This is a genomic window from Streptomyces sp. NPDC048604, assembly GCF_043199435.1.
Classification (GTDB): Bacteria; Actinomycetota; Actinomycetes; order Streptomycetales; family Streptomycetaceae; genus Streptomyces.
The window spans coordinates 452,563-467,220 of record NZ_JBICVX010000006.1 but is presented as its reverse complement, the minus strand read 5'-3'; the positions used below and the strand labels follow the sequence as shown (position 1 = coordinate 467,220).

The 14,658-nt window shown below is 74.1% G+C and carries 16 protein-coding genes and 1 pseudogene; 11 read left to right on the top strand and 6 right to left on the bottom strand.

Going from position 1 to position 14,658, the window contains the following annotated elements; genetic code table 11:
* Both ACGFMM_RS16165 and ACGFMM_RS16160 read right to left on the bottom strand, forming a co-directional pair.
* Window positions 1-185: pseudogene (locus ACGFMM_RS16165) on the bottom strand (protein phosphatase); the annotation flags it as partial.
* Between the two features lie 631 nt (window positions 186-816).
* A complete protein-coding gene (locus ACGFMM_RS16160; protein WP_393646936.1) occupies window positions 817-1,641 on the bottom strand; it encodes a maleylpyruvate isomerase family mycothiol-dependent enzyme in 825 nt (274 codons plus the stop codon).
* A 182-nt stretch (window positions 1,642-1,823) separates the two neighbouring features.
* On the opposite strand from ACGFMM_RS16160, the gene ACGFMM_RS16155 reads away from it, so the two are divergent.
* From ACGFMM_RS16155 to ACGFMM_RS16105, 11 genes are all read left to right on the top strand, one after another.
* A complete protein-coding gene (locus ACGFMM_RS16155; protein ID WP_393646935.1) occupies window positions 1,824-2,729 on the top strand; it encodes an AAA family ATPase in 906 nt (301 codons plus the stop codon).
* A 56-nt stretch (window positions 2,730-2,785) separates the two neighbouring features.
* Entirely contained in the window at window positions 2,786-4,198 is a 1,413-nt protein-coding gene (locus tag ACGFMM_RS16150; RefSeq protein WP_393646960.1) for a VWA domain-containing protein, read from the top strand.
* A gap of 142 nt (window positions 4,199-4,340) precedes the next feature.
* On the top strand, window positions 4,341-5,450 hold the full coding sequence (locus ACGFMM_RS16145) for a SchA/CurD-like domain-containing protein (protein ID WP_393646934.1): 1,110 nt from the start codon (window positions 4,341-4,343) through the stop codon (window positions 5,448-5,450).
* Between the two features lie 32 nt (window positions 5,451-5,482).
* On the top strand, window positions 5,483-5,869 hold the full coding sequence (locus ACGFMM_RS16140; protein WP_393646933.1) for a cupin domain-containing protein: 387 nt from the start codon (window positions 5,483-5,485) through the stop codon (window positions 5,867-5,869).
* Window positions 5,866-7,179, top strand: coding sequence for a beta-ketoacyl-[acyl-carrier-protein] synthase family protein (locus tag ACGFMM_RS16135; RefSeq protein ID WP_393646932.1), 1,314 nt, complete (start codon window positions 5,866-5,868; stop codon window positions 7,177-7,179). Before ACGFMM_RS16140 ends, ACGFMM_RS16135 begins: the two co-directional genes overlap by 4 nt.
* On the top strand, window positions 7,176-8,426 hold the full coding sequence (locus tag ACGFMM_RS16130; protein WP_393646931.1) for a beta-ketoacyl synthase N-terminal-like domain-containing protein: 1,251 nt from the start codon (window positions 7,176-7,178) through the stop codon (window positions 8,424-8,426). The genes ACGFMM_RS16135 and ACGFMM_RS16130 overlap by 4 nt, the downstream gene beginning before the upstream one ends.
* Window positions 8,427-8,464: 38 nt before the next feature.
* Window positions 8,465-8,725: a phosphopantetheine-binding protein gene (locus ACGFMM_RS16125; protein ID WP_393646930.1), complete on the top strand. Its 261-nt coding sequence runs from the start codon at window positions 8,465-8,467 to the stop codon at window positions 8,723-8,725.
* Window position 8,726: 1 nt separating this feature from the next.
* Window positions 8,727-9,215: an SRPBCC family protein gene (locus ACGFMM_RS16120; protein ID WP_393646929.1), complete on the top strand. Its 489-nt coding sequence runs from the start codon at window positions 8,727-8,729 to the stop codon at window positions 9,213-9,215.
* 4 nt (window positions 9,216-9,219) lie between these two features.
* Complete coding sequence (locus ACGFMM_RS16115) at window positions 9,220-9,540, top strand: TcmI family type II polyketide cyclase (protein ID WP_393646928.1); 321 nt, start codon at window positions 9,220-9,222, stop codon at window positions 9,538-9,540.
* A gap of 119 nt (window positions 9,541-9,659) precedes the next feature.
* On the top strand, window positions 9,660-10,103 hold the full coding sequence (locus tag ACGFMM_RS16110) for an OsmC family protein (protein WP_393646927.1): 444 nt from the start codon (window positions 9,660-9,662) through the stop codon (window positions 10,101-10,103).
* A gap of 95 nt (window positions 10,104-10,198) precedes the next feature.
* Entirely contained in the window at window positions 10,199-10,786 is a 588-nt protein-coding gene (locus ACGFMM_RS16105) for a nucleosidase (protein WP_393646926.1), read from the top strand.
* Window positions 10,787-10,801: 15 nt separating this feature from the next.
* Here ACGFMM_RS16105 and ACGFMM_RS16100 read toward each other — a convergent pair whose 3' ends face one another.
* The 4 genes from ACGFMM_RS16100 to ACGFMM_RS16085 form a co-directional block, all read right to left on the bottom strand.
* Window positions 10,802-11,581: a metallophosphoesterase gene (locus tag ACGFMM_RS16100; protein ID WP_393646925.1), complete on the bottom strand. Its 780-nt coding sequence runs from the start codon at window positions 11,579-11,581 to the stop codon at window positions 10,802-10,804.
* 77 nt (window positions 11,582-11,658) lie between these two features.
* Complete coding sequence (locus ACGFMM_RS16095; RefSeq protein ID WP_393646924.1) at window positions 11,659-12,462, bottom strand: alpha/beta fold hydrolase; 804 nt, start codon at window positions 12,460-12,462, stop codon at window positions 11,659-11,661.
* Between the two features lie 80 nt (window positions 12,463-12,542).
* Window positions 12,543-14,018 (bottom strand): MFS transporter, encoded by a 1,476-nt coding sequence (locus tag ACGFMM_RS16090; protein ID WP_393646923.1) that lies wholly within the window; start codon window positions 14,016-14,018, stop codon window positions 12,543-12,545.
* Window positions 14,015-14,605: a TetR/AcrR family transcriptional regulator gene (locus tag ACGFMM_RS16085; RefSeq protein WP_393646922.1), complete on the bottom strand. Its 591-nt coding sequence runs from the start codon at window positions 14,603-14,605 to the stop codon at window positions 14,015-14,017. Before ACGFMM_RS16085 ends, ACGFMM_RS16090 begins: the two co-directional genes overlap by 4 nt.
* Window positions 14,606-14,658 lie beyond the last annotated feature (53 nt).

Sequence of the window (14,658 nt, the reverse complement as noted above, 5' to 3'; positions counted from 1 at the left end):
AGCAGGTCGACGGCCGCCGCGTCGCAGAGCCGGTCCCGGAGGAATGCGACCAGCTCGCGGCAGACCGACTCCACGTCGAGGGTGGCGCCGATCCGCTCGGCTGCCTCCTCCAGGGCATGCAGCCGGTCAAGCACCGCTGCATGCTCCCGGGCCAGGGCCTCCTGGGCACCCTCACTCGCCGACACGGCACCTCCATCACGGCAGCCACGCCTATCAGCACCGTCACAGTCATTCCATCAGCACCACAGGCACCACCCGGCACTCCGAAAGGGTGACAGTGGATCGTTTCAGCAGGTCAGAGACGTACGACGGAAGGACTCCCGGGGAAGGCAAGCCCTGTCGTGCGCTCCGCACGGAACAGCAGTTTATCGATCAAGGATTCCCATGCGCCTTCGCTTTGCCACAGCCGCAGCCGTGAGCGCCCTCGCGCTCGCCCTCACCACCCCCGGCTCCGCCTCGGCGGCCGACGGAGAGTTCTCGTACACGTACCTCGACGAGAACGGGAACCGGGTCAGGGCCACACTCGTCGACCCGCCGAGTGGCGAGTGCATCGCGCTGCCCGAGGTCGCCGACGAGGCGACGACCGAGCCCGCGCACACGCGCGGAACCGGACCACCGCCACGGCCACGGTGTTCACCGACGCGGAGTGCACCGGCGAATGGTTCTCGTTGCGGCCGGTGACGGGCGGAGGCTCGGAACGGCTGAAGGTGCGCTCCGTCGTGTTCTCCTGAGCCGTACGGGTCTCCTGAGCCGTACGGGTCGATACGGGCGGTCCGCTCGGCTCGCGTCGAGTGGACCGCCCGTCCTAGCGGCGGCTCACGGCGCGACGAAGAGCGCCGGGAAGCGGGGCGCGAGCCATGGCCTGCGGCCCCAGCTCAGAGCCCTGCCTCGGGCCATCGCGCCCCAGGGGCCGCTGCGACCCAGCGCCATCAGCAGAAACGTGACGGGCTCGGTCAGGATCGTGCAGTCCGGGCGCTCCACCGGGCCGTCGGTGACGCGCACCGCGCCGTCCGCCACGGTGACGCCGAACCGCGCACCGCCCCAGAGCCGTACCGTGAAGCGCGCGTTCAGGCCGGCGACGGCGGCCGGGTCGACGACCCTGGGCATCGCCGTGATCATGAAGGGCAACGTCAGCTCCACCCGGGCACGGTCGATCATGTGCGGCCGCCCCAGGGCCCGGGCCAGGTCGTAGCCGTGGCCCAGCATGTGGGTCAGGAGGTACGAGCCCAGGGTCGCGGGGCCCATCGCGCCCATCGGCGTGGCCAGGACCTCGTCGGCGTCCCGTTCCTCGACGGCGGCGAGGAAGGCGTCGGCCTGCTCCGCGATGAGGTCGGCGAGCGGACCGGCGCCGCGCTCGGGGAAGGCCGCGAGCACGCGCGTATTGGCCTCGGCGATGCTGCCGGGCGTGCCGTCCCCGTGCGGCCGTTCCCGGCCCGCGGCCAGCTCGGCCATCAGCGCGTTCGCCTGCGCCAGGTGCGCCGCGGTCTCGCCGATGCTCCACTCCAGACCGGGCACCGGCAGCCCGGTGTCGGCGGCCCCGCGCACCAGGGCGGCGATCTCCGCCGCCGTCTCGTGTATCGCCGTGCCGAGGCCCGGCGGCAGTATCGACCGCTCCGCCCGCCCTGTCGTCCGCTCCGTCATGCTGCCGGCTCCTCCCCTGGTCACCCGTCCCTCAGGCGGGTGACTCTCGCACCGGCGTGACGTTCGCCGCAAACATGTGCGCGGCATTGTGCTGCCGCGCACGCGGTGATCAAGTACCGGCAGCAGACACGGACGCGCCGGAACCCGCAGAGCGCGCGTCGCGAGAGTCGGGGGAACACGCCATGACGACCGGGGACTTCGCCTCCACGGGGGACTTCACGTCCACCGGGTACTTCAGCTCGGTGGACGACGTGGCCGCGAGCCTCGCCGAGACCGGCTATCTCGCCTCCCCCGCGGTCGCCACGACCGTCTTCCTGGCCGACCGGCTCGGCAAGCCGTTGCTGGTCGAGGGCCCGGCCGGCGTGGGCAAGACGGAGCTGGCGAAGGCCGTCGCGCAGGTCGCCGACGCCCGTCTGGTACGGCTGCAGTGCTACGAGGGCGTGGACGAGTCGCGGGCGCTGTACGAGTGGAACCACGCCAAGCAGCTGCTGCGGATCACCGCCGGCCGGGGCGAGAGCTGGGACGAGACGCGGACCGACATCTTCAGCGAGGAGTTCCTGCTGGCCCGCCCGCTGCTGACGGCGATCCGCGGCGAGGAGCCGAAGGTGCTGCTCGTCGACGAGCTGGACAAGGCGGACATCGAGGTCGAGGGCCTGCTCCTGGAGGTGCTGAGCGACTTCCAGGTGACCGTGCCGGAGCTGGGCACGATCGGGGCCACGCGCCGCCCGTTCACTGTGCTCACCTCGAACGCCGCCCGGGAGCTGTCCGAGGCGCTGCGCCGCCGTTGCCTGTTCCTGCACATCGGTTTCCCTGACGAGGAGCTGGAGCGCCGGATCGTCCGCATGAAGGTGCCGGGCATCGACGAGGCGCTGACGGGGTCGGTGGTGCGGGTCGTGGCCGCGCTGCGCGCGATGGACCTGCGGAAGGCGCCGTCGGTGGCGGAGACCGTGGACTGGGCCCGTACGCTCCTGGCGCTCGGGGCGACGACGCTGGACGAGACCGTGGTGCGGGACAGTCTCGGGGTGATCCTCAAGCACCAGGACGACATCCTGAAGGCCGCGGCCAAGCTCGATCTGGACGCCGTGTGAGCGCGGACGCCGTCGAGGCGGGGGACGCGGCGGGGACGGGGACCGCGGGCGTGACCGTGGCGGGCGCCGGCGGCGTCGCCGACCGGCTGACCGGCCTGGTGCAGACGCTGCGCACGCATGGGCTGCGGATCGGGCCGGGCGAGACCGTGGACGCGGGGCAGGCGCTGGAGGCCCTGGGCTTCACGGACCGCGAACGGATGCGGGAGGGCCTGGCGGCCACACTGCTGCACCAGGAGGGGCACCGGGCGCTGTTCGACCGGGTCTTCGACCTGTACTTCCCGCTGAGCGTCGGCATTCCGGACGCGCCGCCGGCGGGCGAGGGCCCGCCCGACACGGCGGAGCTGCGCGACCGTCTGGCGGCCGCGCTCGCGGCCGACGACGAGGCGCGGCTCGGACGGCTGGCGGCGGAGGCGGTGGGCGCGCTCGGCGGCTACGGCGCCACGCCCGGGTCGGACGGCTGGTCCTCGTACCAGACCCTGCAGCGGCTGCGGCCGCAGACGCTGCTCGCACGGGTCCGTGAGGCGATGCGGGCCGGGCGTTCGGCGGGGGCCGGTGGGGCGGGCGGCAGCTCGTCGGGGGACGGCGACGCCTTTGCCGAGCGGCTGGACGACGACGAGATCCGGCGGCGGATCGAGGCGTTCCGGCAGCAGGTCGCGACCGAGGCGCGGCGGCGGGTGGCCGAGCAGCGCGGCACGGACCGGATCGCGCGGCGCGCGGTCGGCGGGACCGCCGACTCCGTCGACTTCCTGCTGGCCGGAGGAGCCCAGCTCGACGAACTCCGCCGTACCGTACGCCCCTTGGCCCGCAAGCTGGCCACGCGACTGGCGGCGCGGCGGAGGAAGGCGGCGCGAGGCAGCATCGATCTGCGGCGGACGCTGCGCGGTTCGCTGTCGACCGGAGGCGTGCCGATGCGGCCGGTGCTGCGCCGGCGGCGGCCGGGGCGGCCCGAACTGGTGCTGCTGTGCGACGTGTCGGGATCTGTGTCGGGCTTCGCGAACTTCACGATGCTGCTGGTCCAGGCGCTGCACGACCAGTTCAGCAAGGTCCGGGTGTTCGCCTTCGTCAACCGCGTGGACGAGGTCACCGATCTGGTGGCGCGCGCCTCGGCCGATCCCGCCGGGCTCGGCGGCCGGGTGCTCTCCGAGGCGACGCTGACGAGCTGGCACGGCCAGAGCGACTACGGCGCGGCGCTGGGCGAGTTCGTCGAGCGGTATCTGGACGCGATCGGTCCTCGTTCCGTCGTCTTCGTGCTCGGGGATGCCCGGAACAACATGAGCGATCCGAACCTGCCGGCGGTGAAGGCGATCGCGGACCGGGCGCGGCGGGTCTACTGGCTCAATCCGGAGCCGCCGTCGCTGTGGCAGACCGGAGACTCGGTCGCGTACACGTACGCCGGCCTGGTCGAGATGCATCCGTGCCGGAACGCCCGCCAGTTGGGCTCGCTGATCGCGCGTCTGCTGCCGGTGTGACGCGGCGTGCGCCAGGGTCTGATGGGGCCTGCCTGACTCGGGTTGGCCAGTAGCCGCCAATCGCGTCTGCGCCGTTCCGACCGGGGAAGCAATCACTCGACGTAATGACGAGTGACGCTTCGTGACGGTTGGGGGTCGGGCGATGACGGGGACGACGAAGGCCGAGGGTGGGACGGCGCGGCTGCGGGTGCTTCTCCTGTGCGAGGTCGGCGAGGGGCGGCAGCAACAGTTCCTGGACGCGTACGAACGGGTGCGACATGCGGTCGCGGAGGTGCCGGGGCATGTCGTCGACCAGCTGTGCCGGTCGACGGACGAGCCGGGGCAATGGCTGATCACCAGTGAGTGGGAGAGCGCGGAGCTGTTCCACGCGTGGGTGGACAGCGCCGAACACCTGGAGACGGTAGCTCCGTTGCGGGAGTGCGTGGTGGGCCGGCGTTCCCTGCGGTACACGGTGGAGCGGGAGACGACCGGGCGCCCGCCGTCGCAGCGCAGCGCGGCTGAGCCGGGGCCGGAGGCGGAACCCGCGGCGGTGGTGACGCGCCACGCGATCACGTACGCGGTGCGGCCGGGCAGCGGGCCGGACGTGGCGAAGGTGTTCGGTGCCCGAGTCCCGCCGGCGGGGGCCGTGTCGCGGACGCGGCTGCGCAGAGCCTCGCTGTACCGGCACGGCGACCGGTTCTTCAGAACGGTGGAGATCACGGGCGGACCGGAGCACATCGGGCCCACGCTTGCGGCGATCGTCCGCCGCCCCCATGTCCGGGCGATCGAGGAGGAGGTCCGGCACCACATGGTGGCGGACGTGGACCTCGGCGACGAGGAGTCGGCACGCTCGTTCTTCCGCAGAGCCGCGCTGCGGGCCGTCCGTCATCACGCGGCGGGCGAGCCGCACGGGACGCTGCACCGGCACGTGCTGTTCTACCCGGTGCTGCCCGGACGCGGCCCCGAACTGGTCGAACTCCTCGGCCGGCACGGCGCGTCCACGGTCGACGGGGGCGCGGGGGCGCTGCGGACGGCCACCGTGTACGCCGCGGAGGACATGGTCCTGCGGAGCGTGGACCTGGCCGTCCCCGCCGTCGACGCCCCGGGGCTGGCCGTGGGCGTGGGAGCCCGTCCTGACGACGGGGCGGAGCTCGCGGCGCTGCTGGACCCGGCGCTGTGTCCGTACGACCTGTCGGCGCGGGACGGCCTGCGGGCCTATCTCGACGCGTTCGACATGCCCGCCGTCACCGATTTCGTCGCCACGCCCGCGTGACCGCCCCACCCTCGCAGACGGAGGAGTCCGCCATGACCGACGTCCCTCTCATCGTGAACCTCGGCGACGTGGAGCCCCAGCGCAGGCGCGGCGGCGCGCTGTACACCCTGCTCTCCCCGCGCACGGTCGGCTCCGACAGCGGGTTCATGGGCGTCTCGTCGATCGAGCCCGGGGACCGGATCAGCGAGCACTACCACCCGTACTCGGAGGAGTTCGTGTTCGTGGTGGCCGGGAAGCTGGAGGTCGACCTGGACGGGACCGCGCACCCGCTCCGGGCCGATCAGGCGCTGCTGATCCCGCGCATGGTCCGGCACCGGTTCCGCAACACCGGGATGGACACGGCTCGGGTGGTGTTCCACCTGGGTCCGCTGGCGCCGCGCCCCGAGCTGGGCCATGTGGACACGGAGCCCGCCTCATGACGCGCCGGGTCGCGGTGACCGGCCTCGGTGTGGTCGCGCCGGGCGGGATCGGGGTGCCGGCGTTCTGGGAGCTGCTGACGGCGGGCCGTACAGCCACCCGCGCCATCACGCTGTTCGACGCGTCGGGCTTCCGGTCCCGGATCGCGGCGGAGGTCGACTTCGACGCACGGGCCGCCGGTCTGTCGCCGGAGCAGACCGAACGGGCCGACCGTTACGTGCAGTTCGCGCTGGTGGCCGCCTCCGAGGCGTTACGGGACTCCGGGCTCGGCGCGGGCCCGGGCGCGGAGCCGTGCCGGGGGCTCGACGAGGACGTGGATCCATGGCGGGTGGGCGTCTCCATGGGCACGGCGGTGGGTGGGACGACCCGCCTCGAGCACGACTACGTGGAGGTCAGCGGGCGGGGCGCGCGGTGGGCGGTGGACGCGGCCGGTGCGGGGCCGTATCTGCACCGGGCGATGACGCCGAGCGTGCTGGCGGGCGAGGTGGCGGAAACGTACGGGGCGCGGGGCCCGGTCCGTACCGTGTCGACGGGCTGCACCTCGGGGCTCGACGCGGTGGGGTACGCGCTGCACGCGGTGGCGGAGGACGAGGCGGACGTGGTGCTCGCGGGAGGCGCGGACTCGCCGATATCGCCGATCACGGTGGCCTGTTTCGACGCGATCCGGGCGACCTCGGCGCGCAACGACGAACCGGCGCGGGCGAGCCGGCCCTTCGACCGGGACCGGGACGGGTTCGTGCTGGGCGAGGGCGCGGCGGTGCTGGTCCTGGAGGAGCTGGAGCATGCCCGCCGGCGTGGGGCGCGGGTGTACTGCGAGGTGGGAGGGTTCGCGACGTTCGGGAACGCGCACCACATGACGGGGCTGACGCGCGAAGGCCGGGAGATGGCGCGGGCGATCGACCGGGCGCTGGGCGACGCCGGTGTGCGGCCGGAGGAGGTCGACCACGTCAACGCGCACGGCTCGGGGACGGTGCAGAACGACCGGCACGAGACGGCGGCGGTGAAGCGTTCCCTGGGCGGGCACGCGACCAGGACGCCGATGAGCTCCGTCAAATCGATGGTGGGCCATTCGCTGGGGGCCATCGGGTCGATCGAGCTGGCCGCGTGCGTCCTCGCCCTGGAGCACGGGGTGATCCCCCCGACGGCCAACTACGAGACGCCCGACCCGGAGTGTGATCTCGACTATGTGCCGGTGACGGCGCGGGAGGCGCGGCTGCGCACGGTCCTGTCAGTGGGCAGCGGGTTCGGGGGCTTCCAGTCGGCGGTGGTCCTGGACGGCCGGGGCCGGCGCGGGGCCGGGTGGGCGGCGTGAGGACGGGGGCACGAGCGGGGGCGCGGGCGGCGGTGACCGGTCTGGGCGTGATCGCGGCCACCGGGATCGGGGTGGACGCGTTCTGGAAGGGCACGCTGGCGGGCGCCCGGGCGCTGGACCTGGTCGACGCGGCGGGCTGTGCCGGGTTGCCGCTGCGGGTGGGCGGGGCGGTGCGGGGCTTCGAGGCGGCGGACGCGGTGCCGGGTCATGTCCGGGTGCAGACCGACCGGTTCACGCATCTGGCGCTGGGCGCGGCGGACTTGGCGCTGGCGGACGCGGCTCTGCCGGCGGCGGGGCCGGAGGCGTACGACACGGGGGTGGTGATCGCGGCGGGCCTGGGCGGGGTGGAGTTCGGGCAGCGGGAGATCGAGCGGTTGTGGAGCCGGGGACCGCGGGCGGTGGGCCCGTACCAGTCGATCGCCTGGTTCTACGCGGCGTCCACGGGCCAGTTGTCGATCCGGCACGGCTACCGGGGCCCGTGCGGGGTGCTGGCGCAGGACGAGGCCGGCGGCCTGGACGCGCTGGCACACGCGGCGCGGCAGTTGCGGCGGGGCACGCGGACGATGCTGGCGGGCGCGGCCGAGGCCCCGTTCTGCCGGTTCTCGGTGGTGTGCCAGCTGGACGCGCCGGGGCTGGGGCTCGGTACGGATCCGGACCGGGCGTATCTGCCGTTCACCGCAGGGGCGGACGGGTTCGCCCCGGCCGAGGCCGGGGTGGTGCTGGTGGTGGAGGAGGGGTCGGCGGCCGAGGAGCGAGGGGCGGTGGTGCGGGCGCTGGTGGGCGGACACGCATCGACGTTCACGGGCGGCGGGGACTGGGCGGCCTCCCGGGAGGGCCTGGGCCGGGCGATCCGGGGCGCGCTGCGCTCCGCGCGGCTCCCTCCGGAGGCGGTGGGCGTGGTGTTCGCCGACGCGCTGGGCAGCCCGGCGGCGGACCGGGCCGAGGCGCTGGCGCTGGCGGACGTCTTCGGGCCGGGCGGCGGCGGGATCCCGGTGACGACGGTGAAGCCGGGAACGGGCCGGGCGTACTGCGCCGCGGCGGCATTGGACGCGGTGGCCGCGGTACTGGCGCTGGAGCACGGGGTGGTGCCGCCCGTGCCGGGGCTCGGCGGGACCCGGATATGCCACGACCTGGACGTGGTGACCGACGTAGCACGGGCCGTCGCGCCGCGCGCGGCGCTGGTCCTCGCCCGGGGGCTCGCGGGGTCCACCACGGCCCTGGTGCTGCTGCGGGCCGACGCGGCCTGACAGAAGGAGACGGCGGAGACGGCGGAGAGCGAGGAAGCATGGGGAACAGAGGGTTCGGCTACGAGGAGTTGGCCGGGCTGATGCGGTCGAAGGCCGGTGTGTCGGTCGACCCGGCGGTCCTGGAGGGCTCCCCCGACGTGGAGTTCGCACAGTACGGGCTCGACTCGCTGGGCCTGCTGGGGCTGGTCGCGGAGCTGGAGCAGACGTACGGCGTGGAGCTGGGCGGCGGCGCGGTCGCGTCGCGGACCCCTCGGGAGTTCGTCGAGACGGTGGGGGCGAGTCTGAGGACGGTGGGCTGACATGGCGGGACACACGGACAACGAGATCGTGATCGCGGCTCCGCCGGATCTGACCTGGGACCTGACGAACGACGTGGAGCGCTGGCCGGAGCTGTTCAGCGAGTACGCGGCGGTGGAGGTGCTGGAGCGGGTCGGCACGAGCGTGACGTTCCGGCTGACGATGCATCCCGACGAGAACGGGGTGGCGTGGAGCTGGGTGTCGCGGCGGACCTGCGACCGGGAGGCGGGGGTGGTGACGGCGCACCGGGTGGAGACCGGTCCGTTCGCGCACATGCACATCCGCTGGGAGTACGCGGCGACGCCGGACGGCGGGACGCGGATGCGCTGGATCCAGGACTTCGCGATGAAGCCGGAGGCGCCCGTCGACGACGCGGCGATGACGGACCGGATCAACCGGAACACGCTCATTCAGATGGGCCTGATCCGGGACAGGGTGGAGGCCCGGGCGGCGGCACGGCCCGCCGGACCGGCGGACGGGAACAGGGGGTGACGGGGTGCACCGGACGCTCATCGTCGCAAGGCTGAACGGCGAGAGCTGCGAGCGGATCGCGGACGTCTTCGCGGAGTCGGACCGGGGCGAGCTGCCCGGACTGATCGGCGTCACGGGCCGCAGTCTGTTCCGGTTCGGCGATCTGTATCTGCATCTGGTGGAGGGGAACCATCCGATCGCACCGGAGGTGGCCCGCCATGTCAGACATCCGGCGTTCCGGGACGTGAGCACGAAACTGGCCCCGTTCGTGCGGGCCTACGACCCGGAGACCTGGCGGGACCCCAAGGACGCGATGGCCAGCGAGTTCTACCGCTGGGAGGCCTGACCGGGCGCCCTGAGACCCGCGCCGGCCGGTGCGGCGACCGGCGCGCCCGCTTGGTGCGGGAAGCGGACGTGGGGTTCCTTGGGTGCCACGCCGGACGAGACCCCGAGGAGCCCCGCACCATGGCCGAGTACCGCATCGAGAGCACGCGTGACGGGTTCCGCCGTTGGACGGCCCGCAACGACCGGGGCGCGGAGGTCCGTATCGCGGCGGCGGACGACGACCTGGGCCAGCCGTCGTTCACGCCCGTCGAGCTGCTGCTCGCGGCCATGGCGGGCTGCGGCGGGCTCGTCGTCGACCGGACCGCCCGGACCGTGGCCCATGACGACCTGCGGATCGTCGTGGAGTCGTCGTCCGGCCCGGACGACGACGGCCGGATCGGAAGGATCCGGGTCAGCTACGAGCTGGATCTCCCGGCGGACGACGTGCATGCCGCGGAGAAGTTCGCCCGCGGCGTGCTGCTGACCCACGAGCGCTACTGCACGGTCAGCCGCACGGTCGAGCACGGCGCCAGGGTCGAGGCCGTCCTGCCCGACGGCACCACCGGCTTCGAGGGCGGCGGCTGAGCAGACGGCCGCGCGGCGGCGGCGTTCGCGGGGGTCATGGAGGCGGTCCTTCACCCGGGCTTCATCCGTGCGGGCCGTCCGGTTAGCGTGGGGGCATGGAACTCATGGGGCAGATCACCGCCGACCGTCCGTTGCTGGTGCTGGCCGTCAAGGAAGAGGCGCAGTACCTGGACACCGGGCTGCCCGTGCTGCTGACCGGCATGGGCAAGGTCAACGCGGCGACCGCCCTGGCCACCGTCCTCGGACGGGGCCCGCTGCCCTCCGGCATCGTGAACCTGGGCACGGCGGGCGCGCTGCGCACCGGGCTGTCCGGGACACATGTCGTCGGGACGGTGATCCAGCACGACCTCGACGGGGAGCTGCTCGCGACGCTCACCGGCGAGCTGTACGGCGCTCCGCTGACGCTGCCGGACGCCGAGGGCGGGCCGACGCTGGCGACCGGTGACGCGTTCATCTCCGACGAGGCCGCCCGGGCCCGTCTCGCGGAGCGGGCGGCGCTGGTCGACATGGAGGGGTACGCGCTGGCGACGGTGGCTCACCGGGCCGGCGTTCCGATCCGTCTCGTGAAGCACGTCAGCGACGAGGCCGGCGAGGGCGCGGCCCGCAGCTGGCGGGAATCGGTCGCCGACAGCGCCCGTGCCTTGGCCGACTGGGCGGCGCGGCACGTCCCGCACTACTCCTGAGCCCGAGGGCCCGGGTCAGGAGGCCGCGGGTCCGACGGGAACCGAGCGGTAGTGGGTGGTGAGACGGCCCGTCTCGTCGATCACGTGGAAGGCGACGGCGGGCGGAAGGTCCAGGTGGACGTGCTCGACCGTCCGGCCCGGGTGCTCCCACGGGAACCGCAGCGCGGAGACGACGCCCGGCGCGACCAGCAGCGGTCGGCCGGCGAACGTGGTGGCCGCGGCCGTGTGCGCGTGGCCGGCGAGGAAGGCGGTCAGGTGCGGATGGCGGTCCGCCAGCGCGGCGAGCCGCTCCTCGCCGTACTGCCGGATCTCGTCGACGTAGGGCGTGTTCAGCGGGACGGGCGGGTGGTGGAAGCCCACCAGAACGGGCACGTCGTGCGGCGTGTCGGCGAGCACGCCCTCCAGCCAGTCCAGCGTCTCGTCCTCCAGGAACCCCTCGTGCTTGCCGGGGACGGAGGAGTCGCACAGCGCGACGACGAAGCCGTCCCCGCGGTGCACCCGGTTCACCGGCGCGTCCGGCCGCCCGGTGTCCTCCTCGCCGAGCAGCACGCGCCGGAACGCATCGCGGTCGTCGTGGTTCCCGGGGCAGACCAGCACCGGGTGCCGGGAGCGCAGCAGTCCGCGGACGTTCTCGTACTCGGCGGGTTCGGCGTGGTCGGCGATGTCGCCGGTGACGAGGACGGCGTCCAGGTCGTACGGCAGGTCCTCCAGGTACTGCATGACCGCCCGGGTGCGGGCGATGCTGCGCGGCTCCTCGTCGACGTGGATGTCGCTGACATGGGCGATGACGATCACGGTTCACGTTCCTCGTTCGGCGCGTCTGAGGCCCGGGTGCGGGCCCGTCCGACCGTACGAGTGCCGACTCGCCGCCGTTAAGGTCCAGTTGGGAACCGGTGGCCCTTCGAGGCGCGGGCTCCTGCAAGTGCGCGGACCAGGGTCTCGGCGAAGCCGTCCGGGTTCTCGATGAGCATGTTGTGTCCCGCGGACAGCACGTCGAAGACCGGGACCCCGGCGGCTGCCATGGCGTCCGCCTCCGCGTCGGGGCGGCTGCGCTCGCCGACCAGGAAGGCGCGCGGCCGGTCGAGCGCGGTCAGCAGCTCGCCCCCGCTCGGCACGCTGCCCTCGACGAGGGCGACGGCGCTGCGGTGCAGGGCCACCGGGTCCGCGAGGCGCACCCGCGCCGCGTAGTCCGGGGCCTGCTCGGCAAGCATCCGGGCGTGGCCCTCGCGGACGAACTCCTCCTCGGACTGCCGCGCCACCGGGGTGCTGAACACGCCTCCGCCCGGATACAGGTTGGGCTCCGCGACGACGAGCCGGGCGACCAGGTCCGGGCGCGCGGCGGCGAGCCGGATCGCGACGGCGCCGCCCATCGAGTGGCCGACGAGGTCGACGTCGCGCAGCCCCTCGTGGTCGAGCAGTTCGGCGAGAACCGCGGCCTGGTCCTCCATCCGGTAGCCGAAGTCGCGCGGGCGGTCGCTGAGTCCGTGCCCGAGCAGATCCACGACCAGGGAACGGCTGCCGCGCAGCGCGGGCCGCGCGACGACGGGCGCGAAGTCGGAGGGGCCGGTGCAGCCCAGGCCGTGCACGTACACGCGTACCGGCGCGCCGGCTTCGTCGCCCGGCAGGTCGAGCCAGCGGATGTACGCCTCCGTCCCGGCCAGTTGCAGCTCCCGCACCGCGAACCCCCTTGTCGGGTCGTCGTTCTGGATCTCGCTGTGGCGAGGTCGGTCACTTTAGACGGACGGGCGGCGACGGCTCATTCCCGGGGCACGTCGGCGCGTTCCCGAGGCGCGTCGGCTCGCTCTCCGGGCAGCCGGGTCGCGAGGAGCGCGCCCGCCGCGGCGACGGAGGCGAGAACGGCCAGGGCGGGGCCGGTCGCCTCGGCGAAGGGGCCGCGGGAGAGGAGCGTGGTCGCCACGGCGACGCCGAGGACGGGGCCGACGTTCATGGCGGTCTGCTGGAGTCCGCCCGCCACCCCGGCGTCGGCCGCCGGGGCGTGCCGAACCACGACCGTCGTCGCCGTGACCATCAACGCGCCGAACCCGGCGCCGACCAGCGCGGACGCGCCCGCGACTGCCATCCGGCCGGTGTCCGCACCCAGCACGGACAGCACCAGGATGCCCAGCGTCAGCAGGAGCGCCGCCCCGACCGCCGTCGGCCGCGGACCGCAGCGCCGCGCCAGCAGCGCGGCGACGGGGGCGGCCGGCACCATCATGACGGCGAGCGGCAGGACGGTCAGCCCGGTGGCCAGCGGGTCGAGGCGCCGCACGTCCTGGAGCAGGTACGTACAGACGAAGAGCGTGCCGAACAGAGCCGCGGAGGCCGCGACGAGCGCCCCGAGCGCGCCGCGGACGGCGACGGGCCGCAGGACGTGGGGCGGTACGAGCGGGTCGGGGGTGCGCCTTTCGCGGCGCACGAACGCCGCGCCGAGGGCGGCGGCCGCGAGCAGCCCGAGGACGGAGTCCGCTCGGGAGCCGGCCTCCGGAAGGGTCACGAGGGCGTGCACGAAACAGGCGAGGGCGGCGGCGAGCAGGCCGGCGCCAGGCAGGTCCAGGGCGGGCGGCTGCTCGGAGCCCCGGTGCGGCTCGGGGCCCGCGCCCGACTCGGCGCCCGCGCCCGGTCCGGGGCGCCCGTGCCGCCCGGTGTCGCGCACGAGTAGTACGGGCAAGGCGATCGCGAGCGCGGGGACGACGGTGAGCAGGAACACGGAGCGCCAGCCGAGGTGCGTCACGAGGACGCCGCCGACCAGCGGCCCGGCGGCGGCCGCGACGCCGATCGCGCTGGTGCGCAGCGCCAGCGGCATCCCGAGCCGGTCCGGCGGGTAGGCCGCGCGCAGCATCCCCAGCGTGGCGGGCTGCAGCAGCGCCCCGAACACCCCCTGGGCGACCCGCAGCCCGACCACCCAGTCGATGTCGGGGGCGACGCCGATCCCGGCGGACGCGGCGGCGAAACCGAGCGTGCCGAGCGCGAACAGCCGCCGGTGTCCGTACCGGTCCCCCAGCCTCCCGGCGAGCACGAGCAGCGACGCGACGGCGATGAGATAGCCGGTGCTGGTCCACTGGACCTGGACGAAGGAGGCGTCCAGGTCGCGCTGGAGGGTGGGCTGGGCGACGGTGAGCAGCGTCCCGTCGAGCGCGACGATCACGGCCCCGCCGACGCTGCCGGCGAGCGTGAGTCGCCGGTACGCGGCTGAACTCTGGGCCGGGTCGCGTATCAAACTCGCGGCGGTCACTTTTCCTCCCGGCCCAGGTGTGCGTCCAGCGCCGCCCTCAGCAGCGGCTCCGCGTCGTCCGCGCCCGTCGCGAGCTGCAGGCTGCCCCAGCCCCATAGTTGCGCGATGCCGTGCAGGTTGGCCCACAGGGCTCCGGCGGCGACCGCGGCCGGGGCGCCGGTCGCCGTACGGGCCTGGTCGACCAGCGCCGTGAACTGTTCGAAGAGCGGGAGGCTCGTGGTGCGCAGGCCGCCCTGGCGGCCGCTCTCCAGCAGGTCGTGGCGGAACATCAGCTCGTACATGCCGCGCTCGGCGAACGCGAACTCCAGGTAGGCCCGCCCCAGCGCGGCCACCCGCGCCCGGGGCTCCGGCCCCGCGGTCTCCGTCGCGGCCGCGAGCCGCGCGCCCAGCATCGCGAAGCCCTCCGCCGCGATGGCGGAGAGCAGGGACAGATGGGTCGGGAAGTGGCGTCGGGGCGCGCCGTGAGAGACGCCCGCCCGGCGCGCGATCTCGCGCAGGGTGAGCGCCTGCGCGCCCTCCCGGGTGACGAGTTCGACGCCGGCCGCGACGAGCCGGGCGCGCAGCCCGGCCTCGTGTCGTTCGATCATGGAAAGTGTCTACCAGCTCCACGTAGACACTGTCTACTCATCGGAGTAGACAG

What these genes read in the sequence shown, in the direction of transcription:
- ACGFMM_RS16135 (WP_393646932.1), top strand. Translation starts at nt 5,866, where the DNA reads ATGACGCGCCGGGTCGCGGTGACCGGCCTCGGTGTGGTCGCGCCGGGC.
- ACGFMM_RS16155 (WP_393646935.1), top strand. Translation starts at nt 1,824, where the DNA reads ATGACGACCGGGGACTTCGCCTCCACGGGGGACTTCACGTCCACCGGG.
- ACGFMM_RS16110 (WP_393646927.1), top strand. Translation starts at nt 9,660, where the DNA reads ATGGCCGAGTACCGCATCGAGAGCACGCGTGACGGGTTCCGCCGTTGG.
- ACGFMM_RS16125 (WP_393646930.1), top strand. Translation starts at nt 8,465, where the DNA reads ATGGGGAACAGAGGGTTCGGCTACGAGGAGTTGGCCGGGCTGATGCGG.
- ACGFMM_RS16140 (WP_393646933.1), top strand. Translation starts at nt 5,483, where the DNA reads ATGACCGACGTCCCTCTCATCGTGAACCTCGGCGACGTGGAGCCCCAG.
- ACGFMM_RS16145 (WP_393646934.1), top strand. Translation starts at nt 4,341, where the DNA reads ATGACGGGGACGACGAAGGCCGAGGGTGGGACGGCGCGGCTGCGGGTG.
- ACGFMM_RS16085 (WP_393646922.1), bottom strand. Translation starts at nt 14,605, where the DNA reads ATGATCGAACGACACGAGGCCGGGCTGCGCGCCCGGCTCGTCGCGGCC.
- ACGFMM_RS16105 (WP_393646926.1), top strand. Translation starts at nt 10,199, where the DNA reads ATGGAACTCATGGGGCAGATCACCGCCGACCGTCCGTTGCTGGTGCTG.
- ACGFMM_RS16160 (WP_393646936.1), bottom strand. Translation starts at nt 1,641, where the DNA reads ATGACGGAGCGGACGACAGGGCGGGCGGAGCGGTCGATACTGCCGCCG.
- ACGFMM_RS16120 (WP_393646929.1), top strand. Translation starts at nt 8,727, where the DNA reads ATGGCGGGACACACGGACAACGAGATCGTGATCGCGGCTCCGCCGGAT.